This is a genomic window from Pseudomonas sp. Marseille-Q7302 (genome assembly GCF_965111925.1).
Genome location: NZ_CBCOPK010000001.1, coordinates 2,771,050 through 2,786,926 on the forward strand (window position 1 = coordinate 2,771,050; position 15,877 = coordinate 2,786,926).

At 67.1% G+C, this 15,877-nt stretch carries 14 protein-coding genes and 1 pseudogene; 4 read left to right on the forward strand and 11 right to left on the reverse strand.

Features of this window, described 5'->3' with window-relative positions:
• Window positions 1–5: 5 nt before the first annotated feature.
• The 9 genes from ACWPW1_RS12985 to ACWPW1_RS13025 form a co-directional block, all read right to left on the reverse strand.
• A complete protein-coding gene (locus ACWPW1_RS12985) occupies window positions 6–1,016 on the reverse strand; it encodes a zinc-binding alcohol dehydrogenase family protein (protein WP_454253120.1) in 1,011 nt (336 codons plus the stop codon).
• Complete coding sequence (uxuA, locus tag ACWPW1_RS12990) at window positions 1,016–2,200, reverse strand: mannonate dehydratase (protein ID WP_454253121.1); 1,185 nt, start codon at window positions 2,198–2,200, stop codon at window positions 1,016–1,018. The genes ACWPW1_RS12985 and uxuA overlap by 1 nt, the downstream gene beginning before the upstream one ends.
• 1 nt (window position 2,201) lies before the next feature.
• The gene (locus tag ACWPW1_RS12995) at window positions 2,202–3,635 is read right to left on the reverse strand and encodes a mannitol dehydrogenase family protein (protein WP_454253122.1); all 1,434 of its coding nucleotides are present in this window, start codon (window positions 3,633–3,635) and stop codon (window positions 2,202–2,204) included.
• Complete coding sequence (locus ACWPW1_RS13000; RefSeq protein ID WP_059315152.1) at window positions 3,632–4,909, reverse strand: MFS transporter; 1,278 nt, start codon at window positions 4,907–4,909, stop codon at window positions 3,632–3,634. The genes ACWPW1_RS12995 and ACWPW1_RS13000 overlap by 4 nt, the downstream gene beginning before the upstream one ends.
• A gap of 70 nt (window positions 4,910–4,979) precedes the next feature.
• Window positions 4,980–6,008, reverse strand: a complete 1,029-nt coding sequence (locus ACWPW1_RS13005) for a Zn-dependent oxidoreductase (protein WP_434774354.1) — start codon at window positions 6,006–6,008, stop codon at window positions 4,980–4,982.
• A gap of 14 nt (window positions 6,009–6,022) precedes the next feature.
• Complete coding sequence (manD, locus tag ACWPW1_RS13010) at window positions 6,023–7,234, reverse strand: D-mannonate dehydratase ManD (protein WP_454253123.1); 1,212 nt, start codon at window positions 7,232–7,234, stop codon at window positions 6,023–6,025.
• A 4-nt stretch (window positions 7,235–7,238) separates the two neighbouring features.
• On the reverse strand, window positions 7,239–8,222 hold the full coding sequence (locus tag ACWPW1_RS13015; protein ID WP_454253124.1) for a sugar kinase: 984 nt from the start codon (window positions 8,220–8,222) through the stop codon (window positions 7,239–7,241).
• A gap of 14 nt (window positions 8,223–8,236) precedes the next feature.
• Window positions 8,237–9,130, reverse strand: coding sequence for an SMP-30/gluconolactonase/LRE family protein (locus ACWPW1_RS13020; RefSeq protein WP_454253125.1), 894 nt, complete (start codon window positions 9,128–9,130; stop codon window positions 8,237–8,239).
• Entirely contained in the window at window positions 9,117–10,421 is a 1,305-nt protein-coding gene (locus ACWPW1_RS13025; RefSeq protein WP_454253126.1) for an MFS transporter, read from the reverse strand. The genes ACWPW1_RS13020 and ACWPW1_RS13025 overlap by 14 nt, the downstream gene beginning before the upstream one ends.
• A 181-nt stretch (window positions 10,422–10,602) precedes the next feature.
• Between ACWPW1_RS13025 and kdgR the strand changes: the two genes are divergently transcribed.
• Complete coding sequence (gene kdgR, locus ACWPW1_RS13030) at window positions 10,603–11,385, forward strand: DNA-binding transcriptional regulator KdgR (RefSeq protein WP_323148840.1); 783 nt, start codon at window positions 10,603–10,605, stop codon at window positions 11,383–11,385.
• A 204-nt stretch (window positions 11,386–11,589) separates the two neighbouring features.
• Window positions 11,590–12,321, forward strand: a pseudogene (locus ACWPW1_RS13035) (methyl-accepting chemotaxis protein); the annotation flags it as partial.
• 37 nt (window positions 12,322–12,358) lie between these two features.
• On the opposite strand, the gene paaX reads toward ACWPW1_RS13035, so the two are convergent.
• Both paaX and paaY read right to left on the reverse strand, forming a co-directional pair.
• Complete coding sequence (gene paaX, locus ACWPW1_RS13040; RefSeq protein ID WP_454253127.1) at window positions 12,359–13,282, reverse strand: phenylacetic acid degradation operon negative regulatory protein PaaX; 924 nt, start codon at window positions 13,280–13,282, stop codon at window positions 12,359–12,361.
• A gap of 76 nt (window positions 13,283–13,358) precedes the next feature.
• Complete coding sequence (gene paaY, locus ACWPW1_RS13045) at window positions 13,359–13,958, reverse strand: phenylacetic acid degradation protein PaaY (RefSeq protein ID WP_454253128.1); 600 nt, start codon at window positions 13,956–13,958, stop codon at window positions 13,359–13,361.
• A 317-nt stretch (window positions 13,959–14,275) separates the two neighbouring features.
• Between paaY and paaF the strand changes: the two genes are divergently transcribed.
• The gene (paaF, locus tag ACWPW1_RS13050; RefSeq protein ID WP_454253129.1) at window positions 14,276–15,049 is read left to right on the forward strand and encodes a 2,3-dehydroadipyl-CoA hydratase PaaF; all 774 of its coding nucleotides are present in this window, start codon (window positions 14,276–14,278) and stop codon (window positions 15,047–15,049) included.
• Between the two features lie 35 nt (window positions 15,050–15,084).
• Window positions 15,085–15,876, forward strand: a complete 792-nt coding sequence (gene paaG, locus ACWPW1_RS13055) for a 2-(1,2-epoxy-1,2-dihydrophenyl)acetyl-CoA isomerase PaaG (protein ID WP_454253130.1) — start codon at window positions 15,085–15,087, stop codon at window positions 15,874–15,876.
• Window position 15,877 lies beyond the last annotated feature (1 nt).

The following is a 15,877-nucleotide window of genomic DNA, read 5'->3' on the forward strand; positions in this document are numbered from 1 at the left end:
CCGCTTCAGCATTCGATGAGGGCCTTGACCACGCCCTCGGCAGGATCGAGCAAGGGTGGGAAAGCCTCGGGCACGTCCTCCAGGCGCAGTCGGTGGGTATTCAGTGCCTGGGTGGGCACCAGCCCGCGCCGGAGACAATCGTGCACGTGGCGGAAATCCTCGGCGGTGGCGTTGCGGCTACCGAGCAGGGTCGCCTCGCGCTTGTGAAATTCTGGATCGGCAAAGCTCAGGTTGCCCTGGACGATGGACACCAGCACGTACTTGCCGCCATGGGCGATGAAGGCGAAGCCGCGCTCCATGGCGCGGGGATTACCGGTGGCGTCGAACACCACATCGAAAAAATCACCGCCGGTGAGGTCGCGCAGGCGCGCCTCGTCATCCTCGCCAAGCGCGACCGTGGCCTGCCCCCCCAGATGCTCGGCGCAGAAGGCCAGGCGATCGGTACGGCCGTCCAGCACCGTCACCCGCGCCCCGCGCAGGCGGGCGAACAGCGCCACCGCCATGCCGATGGGACCGGCGCCCACCACCAGCACCTGCTGCTGGGCGGCCACCTCAGCGCGCCGCACCGCATGGGCGCCAATGGCGAGAAACTCCACCATGGCCGCCTGGTCGGCATCCAGGCCATCCGCACGGAACAGCGCGCCGTGGGGCAGGCTCAGGTAGCCGGTCATGGCGCCATCACAATGCACGCCCAGGACCTGGATGCGGGTGCAGCAGTTGGTCTTGCCCTGGCGGCAGGCCACGCAGTCGCCACAGGACAGATAGGGCATCACATAGACCAGATCGCCCTCGGCGAGGCCCGAGTCGGCTTCGGTCTCGGTCACCGTGGCGGAGATCTCGTGGCCCATGACCTGCGGATAATTCAGGTAGGGCTGATTGCCGGAAAAGATGTGCAGGTCGGTGCCGCACACCCCGACCCGCTCGATGCGCACCAGGGTTTCGCCCGGGCGACGCGAGGGCTTCTCCCGCTGCTCGGCGCGCAGCAGACCGGGCTCCTGACAGACGATGGTCAACATCAGTGTCTCTCCTCTTCCAGGCGCCGCACGGCCTGTTCCACGCCGCGCAATTCGGCCAGGCCCTTGAGCCGGCCGATCAGCGAGTAACCCGGATTGGTCCGTCGGCCCTGATCATCCAGCAGTTGGTGACCGTGATCCGGTCGCATCGGCAGGCGCGCACCGCCTTCGCGTTCACGGCGACGCTCCTCGCGCACCAACTCGCGGATCACCCCGACCATGTCCACGTCGCCATCCAGATGATGGGCTTCGTGGAAGCTGCGTGGATCTTCCTCACGGCGGGTCGCCCGCAGGTGGACGAAGTGAATGCGCGAGGCGAACTGGCGGGCCATGGCTACCAGGTCGTTGTCGGCGCGCACGCCATAGGAGCCGGTGCAGAAGGTCAGGCCGTTGGCGGGGCTGGGCACCGCCTCCAGCAGCCACTGGGCGTCGGCGGCGGTGGAGACCACGCGGGGCAATCCCAGCAGCGGCCGGGGCGGATCGTCCGGATGCACCCCCAGGCGGATCCCCACCTCCTCCGCCACCGGCACCACGGCCTGCAGGAAGACCGCCAGGTGCTCACGCAGGCGCGCGGCGTCGATCCCGGCATAGGTGGCCAGCAACTGTCGGAGGTCGGCGACCGAATAACCTTCCTCGGCACCGGGCAGCCCGGCGATCAGGGTGCGTACCAGCTCTTCGCGACCGGCCGCGTCGAGATCTTCGTGATAGCAGCGCGCGCGTTCGATCTCTGCGGCGGAGTAGTCCGCTTCGGCCCCATCCCGCTGCAGGATGCAAAGGTCGAAGGCGGCGAAGGCATCCTGATCGAATCTCAGCGCCCAGCCGCCGTCGGGTAGTCGATGGGCCAGCTGGGTGCGGGTCCAGTCCAGCACCGGCATGAAGTTGTAGCAGACCACGTCGATGCCGCACTGGGCGAGGTTGCGCAGGCTCTGCCGGTAGTTGTCCAGGTAGCGCTCGCGCCCCGGCAGGCCACGCTTGATGTCCTCGTGCACCGGGATGCTTTCCACCACCGACCAGCTCAGACCCGCCGCCTCGATCAGCGCCTTGCGCTCGGCGATGGCCGCTAGCGGCCAGACCTCGCCATTGGGAATCTCGTGCAGCGCCGTGACGATGCCGGTGGCACCGGTCTGGCGGATATCGGCGAGGGAGATGGGATCGCGCGGGCCGAACCAGCGCCAGGTATGTTCCATGTCAGACTCCTTGATCGGTCAAGTCGGCGATGGCTGCGCCTATGCCCGCCTCGGCGATGCGCCGATGGGCCCGCTGCACCGCTTCGCGGAAGGCGGCCTGCTCGGCCAACGCGGGCGGAAAGACCTCGGCCAGCGCCAGGACGGCATCGACCCGCGCCATGCCCTTGGGCAAGGCGGCCAGGGTGGCGCGCAGGGGATCGTCCAGCGCCTCGCCCTCACCTTCACCAAAGTGAATCCAGGCCGCCACGCCGAGGGCGGTACAGGAGAAATCACCGCCCTGCTCCAGCAGCCGCTGGGCCCCCAGCAGCCAGCGCTGGGGCAGCTTCTGCGAGCCATCCATGGCGATCTGCCGCAGCCGGTGCTGCAGGGCATCGTTGCGAAAGCGTGCGACCAGGGCTTCGGCATAGGCATCGAGGTCGACACCGTCGGGCATGTCCAGGGTCGGCGCCGCCTCGCGACTCATGTAGCGGTGCACCAGGGCGGCCAACTGGCGGTCGGCCATGGCCTCGGCCACGGTGCCGTGGCCGGCCAGGCTGCCCACATAGGCCAGTAGCGAATGGCTGCCATTGAGCAGCCGCAGCTTCATGGTCTCGAAGGGGCGGACGTCCGCCACCATCTGCACCCCTTCGTGCTCCCAGTCCGGGCGTCCCTGGGGAAAGCGATCCTCGATCACCCACTGGCTGAAAGCCTCGCCCACCACCGCAGCGGGATCGTCACAGCCAAGGTCGCGCAAACGGGCGAAGGCGGCCTCGTCCATGGCCGGCACGATGCGATCGACCATGCTGCAGGGAAAGGCCACCTCGGTGGCGATCCAGGCCGCCAGGTGGGTGTCCTGGGCCTCGGCCAGGGACATCACCGCCTGTCGGGTGCGCTGGCCGTTGTCCGGCATGTTGTCGCAGCAGAGCACGGTGAAGGGAGCGATGCCCGCGGCACGGCGCCGGCGCAGCCCCTCCACCAGCAGGCCGGGCGCCGTACGCGGGGTGCGCGGTTCGGCCAGGTCGTGGACGATGCCCGGATCGTCGCGACGCAAGGCGCCACTGGCCGGGCTCAGGCAGTAGCCCTTCTCCGTCACCGTCAGGCTGACGATGCGCACCTCGGGATCGGCCAGGCGCGCCAGCAGGGCTTCGCGGTCGGCTCCGCCGTCACCGGCATAGAGCACTTCGCGCAGGGCGCCGATTTCACGCAGCACCCCCTCGCGTTGGTTGCGGTACTCCGCCACATGATAGCGACCGCCGCTGGCCTGCAAGGTCTCCACGAGGGCCCGCCCGGATCTCAGGTTGGCGCTGCACAGGCCCCAGGCGCCGCCACCGTGGCGGGCCAGGTTGCGCTCCAGGTAGACCGCCTGGTGGGCACGGTGGAAGGCGCCCAGGCCCAGGTGGACGATGCCGATGGCCGGCGCAGGATAGCGCGAAGGGATCCGATCGAAATCGCTCATCGGACACCTCCCGCTGCCAGCTCGGCCGGTGCGTCAGCCGGCCGCTCGGCCAGTGGCTTGACGAAGCGCGCCACGCACAGCGAACCGATCACGGTCAGGGCGCCGGCCAGCAGGAAGGCACTGGTGAAGGCGCCGGTGAATTGCACCAGGTAGCCGGTCACCGCTGGGCCGATGATGCCCGAGGTGTTGGCCAGGAAGTGCATGAAGCCACTCACCCCGCCCACCCGCGCCGCCGGCACCGTGTCCTGGATGATCGCCCAGTAGATGGCGCCGGTCAGGTAGAGGAAGAACACCGAGAGCGCGACCAGCGCCACGGCGGCATAGAGGGTGCTGACCAACCCAGCCACGGCGATGCACAGGGCACAGGCCAGCAGACAGGTCACCAGCACCACCTTGCGCGAGAACATCAGCCGGCCGGTCTTGCGGAATACCCAGTCGGACAGGTAGCCACCCACCGCCAGGCCAATGAAGCCCAGCACCCAGGGAATGACCGTGGCGATGCTCATGTCCTTCACGTTGAGGCCGTAGGCCTGGATCAGGTAGCTGGGGAACCAGGTCAGGAAGAAGAACAGCGTGTAGTTGTAGGCGAAGAATGCCAGGGCGGTGAACAGCACCGTGGGCTGGCGCAGGTAGTATTTGAGCGGCCGCACCTCGGTATCCACCACGGCCACGGCGCGCTCCTCGGCGGCGATGTCGGCGGCCAGCTGGCCGGTCGGCTTGTCCTTGATCCAGAGGTACCAGACCACCGCCCAGACGAAGCCGATCAGCATGATGACGACAAAGGACACCTTCCAGCCGTAGGCCACCGCGATCACCCCGACGATGGGGCCGGAGATGGCACCGCCCAGGGGCGTGCCCGACATCGACAGGCCCAGGGTGCGTCCGCGGTTATGGGGCGCGTACCAGTTGTTGACCATCTTGCTGGTGGAAACGCTCAAGGGACCCTCGGCCATGCCGAACAGCACCCGGATCACGATCAGCGCGGCGAAGCCCGAGGCCAGCACCGTGAGGCCGCTGAACGCCGACCAGAGCACCATCGCCAGCAGCAGCGTGGTCTTGGCACCGTAGCGGTCGGCGGCCCAGCCACCGATGAAGTTGAACGCCGCATAGCCGACGAAGAAGGCGCTGAACAGCAGCCCCATCTCCCCGGCACCCAGCCCGAAGTCCTTCTGGATCAGCGGCGCTGCCACCGACAGCGCCGAGCGATCCAGATAATTGACGACCCCCGCCAGGAACAGCATGACGAGTACCAGTCCACGACCTTGTCCAGCCATTTGTTACCTCCCGCTCATTGTCTTTATTCGGTAAGGCATCAGAGAACTCCCCGAGGGGGGAGCGTGTTTTTCAGGCGTTACCACCCCACTGCACCAGCACCTTGCGCGTCTGCTCGGGGTGCTTTTCGATCAGCTCGATGGCGGCCGGCATCTCCTGGCTGGCCACCTGGTGACTGATCAGCGCCGCGGCATCCAGCTTGCCTGCCGCCAATAGCTCGATGACCCGCGGAAAACGCCCGTTGTTGAGCCGCGAACCCACCAGGGTCAATTCCTTCTTGATGATCTCCAGCTGCACCAGCTCGCTGGGCGTGGCGCTGAAACCCAGCAGGCCGATGCGCCCCGCCGGCGAGGCCAGGCGAACGATCTCTGGCAGCAGGGCCGGATGGCAGGCCGCATCGACGATCAGGGGTACGCCCTCGCCACCGGTGGCCTCGCGCAGCGCCGCTTCCACGTCGGTATCGCGGCCGTTGAGGGTCCGCGTCGCCCCCAGGGCGCGGGCGGTGGCCAGGCGATCGTCCAGTACGTCGGTGACGGTGATGTCCTCGATGCCCAACGCTCTGCCCATCTGAACCAGGGTCAGGCCGATCACACCCGCGCCATAGATCAGCAATGAATCGCCGGGAAAGACCTGCATCCGCTCCAGCACATTCAAGGCGATGCTGTAGGGCTCGACCAGCGCGGCCTGCGCCAGCGGCAAACCGGGCGGCAGGCGATGGGCATTGGCCGCGGGCACGCAGACCTCTTCGCTGAAGCCGCCATCGCGATGCACACCCAGCACCTGCAGGCGACTGCAGACGTTGGGGCGGCCAATGCGGCAGGGATAGCAGCTGCCGCAGGCGATCACCGGATCGACGCAGACCGGATCGCCCACCGCCAGGCCGCTGACGCCCTCGCCCACCTCGCGCACCACGCCGGCGAATTCGTGGCCGGTGACGCGGGGAAAGCGTACGAAGGCGTTCTGGCCGTGGATGATGTGCATGTCCGAGCCGCAGATGCCGGCATAGGCCACCCCGACGCGGACCTCGCCGGGCGCCAGCGCGGGCACCGCAACCTCTTCGATGCTGAATTCGTGGGGTGCTCTGACCTGAAAGGCTTTCATCCTGGATTCCTCGCTCACCAATGCCACAGGGTGCCGTCCACCAGCCGGTTCACCGGCAGGCTGGCGCGTTTGTAGGGATAACGGGCGGCGAGGTCTTCGTCGATGTCCACGCCGTGGCCGGGCACCTCGCCCGCGGTGAAATGGCCGTCCTCGAAGCGATAGGCATGGGGAAAGACCTCGTCGATGCGCGCCTCGTGGGGCATGTGCTCCTGGATGCCGAAGTTGGGTACCCAGGTGTCGAAGTGCAGCGCCGCGCCCATGCACACCGGCGACAGGTCGGTAGCGCCATGGAAGCCGGTGCGCACCTGGTAGAGCGCCGCCAGGTCGGCGATGCGCCTCATGTGGGTGATGCCGCCGGCATGCACCAGGGTGGCGCGGATGTAGTCGATCAGCTGCTCCTGGATCAGCTCGCGGCAGTCGTGGATGGAGTTGAACACCTCGCCCACCGCCAGCGGCGTGGTGGTGTGCTGGCGAATCAGCCGGAAGGCCTCCTGGTTTTCCGCCGGGGTGCAGTCCTCCAACCAGAACAGGTTGTACTCCTCGACACGCTTGCCCAGCCGGCCCGCCTCGATGGGCGTCAGCCGGTGGTGCACGTCGTGCAGCAGATGCAGGTCGTCACCGAAGCGCTCCCGCACCGCGGCGAACAGCTTGGGGACATGGTTCAGGTACTTGGCGGTGTCCCAGACGTGCTCCGCCGGCAGATCGCTGTCGGCCGGCTCGTAGCGCTCGCCCTCGCGCTTGGCGACACCGTAGGTGGTGGGGATGCCCGGCACCCCGCACTGCACCCGTACCGCCCTGTAGCCCTGCTCGACATGGCGGGCCACCTCGTCCAGGCAGCTCTCGATGTCCTTGCCGGTGGCGTGGCCATAGACCATCACCCGCTCGCGGCTCTTGCCGCCAAGCAGCTGGTACAGCGGCAGGTTGGCGGCCTTGGCCTTGAGATCCCAGAGCGCCACGTCCACCGCGGCGATGGCGGTCATGGTGACTGGGCCGCGCCGCCAGTAGGCCCCGCGATAGAGGTACTGCCAGATGTCTTCGATGCGGTGGGCGTCGCGGCCGATCAGCGCCGGCAGCACGTGTTCCTCCAGGTAGGCCACGACCGCCAGCTCGCGGCCATTCAGGGTGGCGTCACCCAGGCCATAGAGGCCTTCGTCGGTGACGATCTTGAGCGTGACCAGATTGCGGCCGGGACAGGTGACGATGACGCGGGCTTCCGTGATCTTCATGGGTTCAAGCCTGGGCAGTGAGAGAAAGAGACAGCGCCGGCATTGCCGGCATGGCCGCGCGCGGGATGAGCGCGCCAGGATGCTGGATGACCGTGGCGGCAAGGCGATGGCCCCAGCGGGCGGCCACGTCGGGCGTACCACCCTGGAGGCGGCAGGCCAGGTAGGCAGCGCTGAAGGAATCGCCGGCGGCCGTGGTGTCGACCACCCGGGCGACCGCTTCGCCATCCACCTCCTGGCGCCCCTGGCGATCCTGCACCAGGCAGCTGCGCGCGCCCCGCTTGAGCGCGACCTCGGCCACCCCCCACTCGGCGTACTGGGCGAACAGCGCGGCTTCGTCAGCGAAGCCGAACAGCGCGGCGTCGTCCTCCCAGGTCACCAGCGCCAGATCGGTGAGCTGCAGCAGCCGCTGGTAAGCCGTGCGCGCGGCTTGAACGCCTGCCCACAGCCGTGGCCGGTAGTTGTTGTCGAACACAAGGCGGGTACCTGTGGCGCGTGCTTCACGCAGGGCGGCGAACAGCCGCTCGCGCCCGGTATCGGTCAGCACCGCGAGGCTGATGCCACTGAGATAGAGCACCTGATAACCAGCCAGCGCCGCCAGCAGGGGCTGGGCGTCGGCGCCATCGAAACATTCGCGTGCCGCCGCCTCGCCCCGCCAATAGAGAAAGCGCCGCTCGCCATCGGCGTCGGTCTGGATCAGGTAGAGGCCCGGCAGGCGCCCGGGCAGCACCCGCACCCGCTCGTCACTCACGCCCTCCTCGCGCCAACGGGCGCGCATGGCCTGGCTCAGGGTGTCGTCGCCCACCGCGGTCAGGTAATCCACCTGCACCTCGCCATCCTCCAGCAGGCGCCGCAGGTAGACGGCCGCATTGAGCGTATCGCCGCCGAAGGCCTGGGCCAGTTGCCCATCCGCCTGGGTACGCAACTCGACCATGCACTCGCCGATGAGGCCGATGCGGGTCAGCGGGGACGAAACGAGGGGCAGCGTCATGCAGATTCCTTTGGTTATTCCGGTACCCGGACGCGGCAGGCGGAAATCGCCAGGCCGGGTACCCCGGGATCAAGGTGGAAGGTACGGCCGGCCAGGGGCTGGGCCAGGCGCGCACGGTCGTCGAGTCCCACGCAGGCGGTGGTCACCAGCAATTGCTCCAGACGCTCACCATAGAAGGCGCAGGAAGTCACCCGCGCCACCGGGAAATCCAGCCAGTCGAGCAGGTGTCCCTGGGCATCCCAGCGACTCAGCCGAGCGCCGTCCCAGTGTGCGATCCACAGGGCGCCCTGGCTGTCCACCGCGAGCCCGTCAGGCACGCCGGGCTGATCACCGAAGTCGATCAAGGTTCGCGTCCGACCGAGTTGGCCACTGCTGAGATCGAAATCGAAGGCCTGCACCCGGCGGGTGGGCGAATCGATGTAGTAGAAGGTACGGTTGTCCGGGCTCCAGCCCAGACCATTGGAGACGGTGACGCCGTCGAGCACCTGGTGCAGGCGGCCGTCGAGGTCGAGGCAATACAGTCGTCCACCGCCTGGCGCCTCGTCGAGCAGCGTCGTACCCAGCCAGAAGCGTCCCAGCGCATCGCACTTGCCATCATTGAAGCGATGCTGCGGCCCATGTACCGCCTGGGGCGGCGTCGTGATCCGCACCGGTTGCGAAGTACCGGCGGCGAGGCGCCAGATGCCATCGCTCAAGGCCAGCCAGATGGAGCCATCGACATGGGGAACGGCGCAGCCCAGCGGTCGCCCGAAGCCCAGGACATCGACCACGGCGGCCTGGTGCGGCGCCGCCCGCAACAGCCGGCCGGCGAGAATATCGACCCACAGTAGCGCCCGCTGCCGGGCGTCCCACACCGGCCCTTCGCCCAGCTCATCCTGGTGATCGAACAGACACTCAGGCTGCGCCATGACCGGTCTCCTCCACGAAGCGCAGCGGAATCAGCACCAGCAGGCAGCTCAGCGCGAGCATGGCGTAGCTCCAGTGCCAGCCGAAATGCTCGATCACATAACCGGCCACCGGTCCTACCAGAAAGCCCGCGAGGCCCAGGCCGACCCCGATGAGCAGGCCCAGGCCACTGCCGGCCGCGCGTGGCGAAGAGTCCACCGCCAGCGAGTAGAGCACCACATAGGGCGAATTGCGGAACAGGCCCCAGGCCAGCAACAGGGTCCAGGCCATGGCGCGGCTGTCGATGAACATGCACAGGGCGACGCACACGGAGAAACCGACGGTCAGGATACCCAGGGCGAACTTGCGGCCGCGGCGGTCACTCAGGGTTCCCCAGAAGATCTGCCCTGCCCAGCCCACCAGGCCCGAGGCGCCCGAAATCACCGCGGCTTCGGCCAGCGTCAGGCCCAGCTGGCTGGTCAGCTGATAGGTCAGAAAGGTGGCCACGCCCATTTCGGTCCAGAGAAACAGGAAGTTCATCACTAGGCAGAGGCGCACATTGCGCTCGGCGAACGCCTGGCGCAGGTTGGTCAACGGATTGCGCGAAACCGGCGCTGAAGCATCGACGGGAACCGTAAGCTGCGCCTGGCGAATCCAGGCATAGACCTGCTCCTCGTTGCGACGCCGCCCCAGGTACAGCTGCAGCAGGATGATCGGCAGGCCGATGAGGGGAATCCACAGGAAGGTGGCGCGCCAATCGCCATTGGCCAGGATCAATCCCATCAATACCGGACCGGCGAACTGGCCGAGCGGCATGCCGGTGTGATGGACACCCAGGGCGAAGCCGCGATTCTCCTTCTGCCAGAATTCGCTGGCGACCGCGATGTTGACCGGCTCCATGGCGCCGGTGCCGAGGCCCATGGTGAATCTCAGCACCTGCAAGGCGCCCAGCGAACGCGCATAGACGGTGGCGAAGGCCGAGCCTATGGTCAGCGCGCAGGCACCCACCCAGCTCCAGGCACGGCGATGGCCGGTGCCGACGCTATCGGCCAGCACCCCCACCACCAGGGCCCCGATCAGGGTACCGACAAAGCTCAGGGAACTGAGCCAGCCGCCCTGGGCGGCGTCCAGACCATACTCCTGCATGATCGCCGGCAGCACCGTCGGCAGGAGCTGGCGATCCACCGAAATCATCAGCATCGCCAGGGTAGTGACGCCCAGCATCTGCCAGGAGACCGGGTGAGCCCGGGGCAGCCAACCAGAGGCCCGACCGGAAGGCGCCAGGGCGCCCGGCGCTTTGGTAGTGGATTTCATCGTCGCAGGTCCCGTTGTTGTTTTTGTCCGCTTCGCTGGCGACCGCCAGCGCTGGGATACCGGCCCTTAGCAAAATTCCGTGGAACGTTGTTCCATTCGCTAAATCCAGTGTCGCTGGCATTTCCCGCATCCGTCAATCAGAATGGAACAGTGTTCCGTCAACCAGACGACAGGCGGTCTTATGGAAAAAACAGCGACGCTCGGCAACGACATGGTCAGCGCGGTCGGCCGCACCCTGGCGGTATTGGAGGCTCTTGGCGAGCGCGAGGATGACTGTGGCGTCTCCGAGCTGGCGCAGCAGCTCGGCCTGTCCAAGAGCACCGTTCACCGCTTCCTGCAGACGCTCAAGGCACTGGGCTATGTGGTCCAGGACACCGAGGACCGCTACCGGCTGAGCGTCAAGCTGTTCGAGCTGGGGGCACGCGCCCTGCCCCAGCTGGACCTGGTCCGTGAGGCCGAACCGGGGATGCGTCACCTCAACGATCTCACCGGGGAAACCGTGCATCTCGGCATCTTCGACGAAGGCGCCATCGTCTATGTACACAAGCTCGATTCGCGCTACACCCTGCGCATGTATTCGCGCATCGGCCGCCGGGCGCCGTTGTATTGCACCGGGATCGGCAAGGTCCTGATGGCCTGGCGCCCGGAGGGCGAGGTCCGCCAGATTCTGGCCCAGGAAACCTTTGTTCGCCGCACGCCCAATACCCTCGACAGCCTGGACGCCTACCTTGCGGAACTGGCGCGCGTCCGCGACTTGGGCTTTGCCGAAGATCACGAGGAATTCGAGGACAACATGAGGTGCCTGGCCGCGCCGATCCGCGATCGTTTCGGCCAGGTCGTCGCCGGCCTGAGCGTGTCCTTTCCGTGCTTTCGCTTCCGTGAGGAACTCAAGGCCGACTACGTCCGGGAGATGCTCACCACCACGGCACAGATCTCGGCCCAGCTGGGTGTACCAGCGCGCTAGCGATTCCTGAGCGTCCGGCGCATGCGGATCGCCGGGCGCCCTGCGCCTGCACCCAAGAGTGCCTGGTGCAGGCGATCACCGACGGCCCTAGGGCACCTCCGGCAGTGCCTTTCCAGCCCGGTGGTCCTCGCCAGAAGAATGACCAGGCGGCCTGGGACCTTCTCAAGGCATGACTAAGACACCGCCTATAGCGTGTGACGCACATCACAAATCAATCCCACTGTGAGGGAAATGAGCGCCGCCGTGGACGAGGTGACGCGCCATGCCGAGGAAAGCGCCGGCGCGTCGCAACAGGGCAGCGCCCTCACCCGGGCCGGCCTGCAGCACGTCGGCTCCACCCTCGCCGCCATCGAACGGCTGACCGCCCAGGTTGGCCAGAGCAGCGGCCAGATCCAGACCCTGTCGAGCCGGGTCCAGGACATCAGCAACGTCGTCGACGTCATCCGCGCCATCGCCGAGCAGACCAACCTGCTGGCCCTCAATGCCGCCATCGAGGCCGCCCGGGCAGGCGACCAGGGACGCGGCTTCGCCGTGGTGGCGGATGAGGTCAGGGCGCTGGCTCATCGTACCCAGCAGTCGACGCGAGAGATCGAGACGATGATCACCACCATCCAGCACAACTCCACGGAGGCGGTGAAGGCCATGCAGCAGAGCAGCCAGACGGCCGCCGCCTCCCTTGCCGTGGCGCTGGACGCCAACGGCGCGCTGCTGGCCATCGCCGAGGCCATGGACGGCATCGACGAACGCAGCGCCCTGATCGCCACGGCCGCCGAAGAACAGGCGCTGGTCGCCAAGGACATCGACCGCGGCCTGATCAGCATCAAGGACCTGTCCGATCAGAGCGCCGCCGGCGCAAGTCAGACCTCTGGGGCCAGCAACGAGGTCTCGCGCCTGGCCGCGGGCCTCAAGCAGGTGGTGGCCGAGTTCGTGATCTAGCCAGTGGACTCAAGGTCCCGTGAGGTACCGCCCTGGATTAGCGCAACCCGCCAAAGCGCCGATAGAAGCCGTCGTTCATCTCCGGCAGCGGACCATCAGCGGTTTCCAACACCTGGGCCAGGTAACCTTCAGCCGGTAGCGCGGTGAGTCGATAGAGGTTGCGACAGAGTTGCCGGGCCGCACGGCCTTCCCAGTCGGCAGGCAGCAATTCGTCTGGCAACTGGGGATCGCGCAGGACCAGCTTGCGGTACTCGTGGATCAGCAGCAGTCGCACCAGAAAGCATTCCTGGGCATCGAGCACGGTCTTCTCGTTCAGTGCCTGCCACAGGGGCCGGAACAGGGCGATGAATTCGCGGTAGTGCTCGCCTAGTTCGTCCAGCCGCCAGCTGTCCCGCACCTGCAGGCGCATGGCCTTGGACGCCAGCACCTCCTGGCCACGAGTCTCGAAGATGAGGCTGTCGTCCAGCACGCCCAGCTCCTTGAGGGTGGTCGTGACATCGGCGCGGTCGCTGCGCGGACAGGCCAGGGTATTGGCCGCCAGCGCCCCGAAGCCCTGCCACTCCAGCTCTTCGCGGACGCGCTTGCGCTGCTCGGCGGGAACCTGCGACAGCAACACCATCAGCCAGGTACCGTCCCACGCCGCGGGCGCCCCGCTGTAGACGCGCTTGAAGGCCGTCTCGAAGCGGCGCCGCCCGGAGCCAGTGAGGCTGTAGTAGCTACGACGACCAACTTTATCCGCGATCAGCCACTCTTCCTTGGCCAGCCGAAAGACCGAGGTGCGCACCAGGCGTTCGTTGATGCCCATGGGTTCGAGCAGGGTGAAGAGGCTGCCAAGCCAGACCGTGCCGCCGTGGGGTTCGATCACATCGCCATAGAGGGTAATGATCAGCGAACTGGCGCGGACGGGACCGTTCTGCTGGAAGCGGGCGATCAGTTGATCGAGTTGCGGCTGACTGCTCATGGGCGAACGCATGGAAAAGGAGCCGCGACTATACCCGCGCGGCCGCGGCGCTGACCACGCCCCTCCGTAGGGCTGTTCAGGACGGCGAAGGCGTCTTGGGGCGGAAACCGGCATCCACCTGCCGCGGCCGATTCGCCTCCACAGCCGTCAGGGGCGCACACTCCGCCAATCCCTGCCGGCAACGCTGTGCCAGCAACTGGTATTCCGCCGTGCCCCGCTGCTTCCAAGCCAGCTCTTCGGCGCTCATGGTGCGCACCACCTTGGCCGGCGAGCCCATCACCACGCTTAGCGGCGGGCACTCGAAGCCAGCCTTGACGAAGGCGGTGGCCGCTACCAGGCAGCGCTCGCCGATCCGCGCGTTGTCCATAACCACGGCGTTCATGCCTACCAGGCTGTCCGCGCCGATATGGCAGCCATGGAGCACGGCGCCGTGACCAATATGGCCGTTCGACCCCACCACGGTGTCACTGGCGGGAAAGCCGTGCAGAACGCAGGTGTCCTGCACATTGGCGCCTTCCTCCAGCAGGATTCGCCCGAAGTCGCCCCGCAAGGCGGCCAGGGGGCCGACATAGCACCCCGGTCCGACGATGACGTCGCCGATCAGTACGGCGGTGGGGTGCACGAAGGCACTGGGATCCACGACCGGCACCAGGCCGTCGAGTCGGTAACAAGGCATCTGGCGATCTCCTCTACGCGGCCGCCCTGGCAAGCCGACTGAACGAAACACGCGGCAGCCTCGCCAGACAGGGCTGCACTCAAGGGCTGGCAAGGGACGACGGTAGGTCAGGCCCAAGGTCCCTCGGCCATCCCACCCTGACGAACACAACCAATACGCCAAAGAGACACAAGATAAAACCAAAACGTTGATTATCTGTATCGTTTAGTGCCTATACTTGGACTGTCGAGTGCAAGCTTCAACACGAGACCCTGCTGCAGAACCACAACAACACCAAGACGCCGGCCCCGCGCCGCGCCTGCTGCAAAGGAGTGTCCATGCCGCGCACCCTGAATGTGCTGCCGCCGGAGGAAGGTGTCTGCCTGATCACCCTCCAGCGTCCCGAGGCTCTGAATGCCCTCTCCACCGAGCTGCTGGGCGAGTTGGGGGAGGCCCTGGAAACAGCCGAGCGGGAGCCTGAGGTCCGCGTCGTGGTCCTCACCGGCAGCCGCAAGGCCTTCGCCGCGGGCGCCGATCTCAAGGAGATGGCCGAACGGGATCTGATCGGTACCCTCGAAGACCCCCGGGTCCGCCACTGGCAACGCATCGCCGCCTTTTCCAAACCCCTCATCGCCGCGGTCAATGGCTTCGCGCTAGGTGGCGGCTGCGAGTTGGCCATGCATGCCGACATCCTCATCGCCGGCCGCGACGCCCGCTTCGGCCAACCGGAAATCAATCTCGGCATCATCCCCGGCGCGGGTGGTACCCAGCGCCTGCTGCGTGCGGTCGGCAAGTCCCAGGCCATGCAGATGGTGCTCACCGGCGAGGCCATCGATGCCCGCCAGGCCCAGCGCGTCGGCCTGGTCAGCGAGATCACCCAACCCGAATTCACCGTCGAACGCGCCCTCGAGATCGGCCGACTCATCGCGACCAAGGCGCCACTGGCGGTGCGCCTCGCCAAGGAGGTGCTGCTCAAGGCGCAAGACGTGGATCTCGCCAGCGGCCTGAACATCGAGCGCCAGGCCTTCGTCATGCTGGCGGGCACCACGGATCGCAACGAGGGCCTTCGCGCCTTTCAGGAAAAACGCCCGCCGCGCTTCGTCGGCCGCTGAGCCCTCCTTTCCGCCTCTGTTTTGGAGCCAGTCCCATGACCTTCGAACACCTGCTGTTCTCCGTCGAAGACGGCGTCGCCCTGCTCAGCCTGAATCGGCCGGAGCAGCTCAACAGCTTCACCCCGCCGATGCACCTGGAGCTGCGCGAGGCCCTCAAGCAGGTGCGCCAGACACCCGAGGTGCGGGTGCTGCTGCTGACCGGTGAAGGACGCAGCTTCTGCGCCGGCCAGGATCTCTCCGATCGCAATGTGGCACCCGAGGCGGCGATGCCAGATCTCGGCGCCTCCATCGAGACCTACTACAACCCCCTGATCCGCGCCCTGCGTGACTTGCCCATGCCGGTCATCTGCGCCGTGAACGGCGTGGCCGCCGGCGCCGGGGCCAATATCCCCCTGGCCTGCGACCTGGTCCTGGCCGCACGCTCGGCGAGTTTCATCCAGGCCTTCTGCAAGATCGGCCTGATCCCTGACTCGGGCGGCACCTGGATGCTGCCACGCCTCATCGGCATGGCCCGCGCCAAGGCGCTCGCCCTGCTGGGTGAACGTCTCACCGCCGAACAGGCCGCCGACTGGGGGCTGATCTACCGGGTGGTGGACGACGCCGAACTGCGCAGCGAAGCCCTCAAACTTGCCCGCCATCTCGCGACCCAGCCCACGGCCGGACTGGCGCTGATCAAGCGCAGCCTGAACGCCAGTTTCGACAACAGCTTCGACGAGCAACTGGACCTGGAGCGCGACCTGCAACGCCTGGCCGGGCGCAGCGACGACTATCGTGAGGGTGTCAGCGCCTTCATGGCCAAGCGCTCCCCCACCTTCAGGGGCCGCTGAG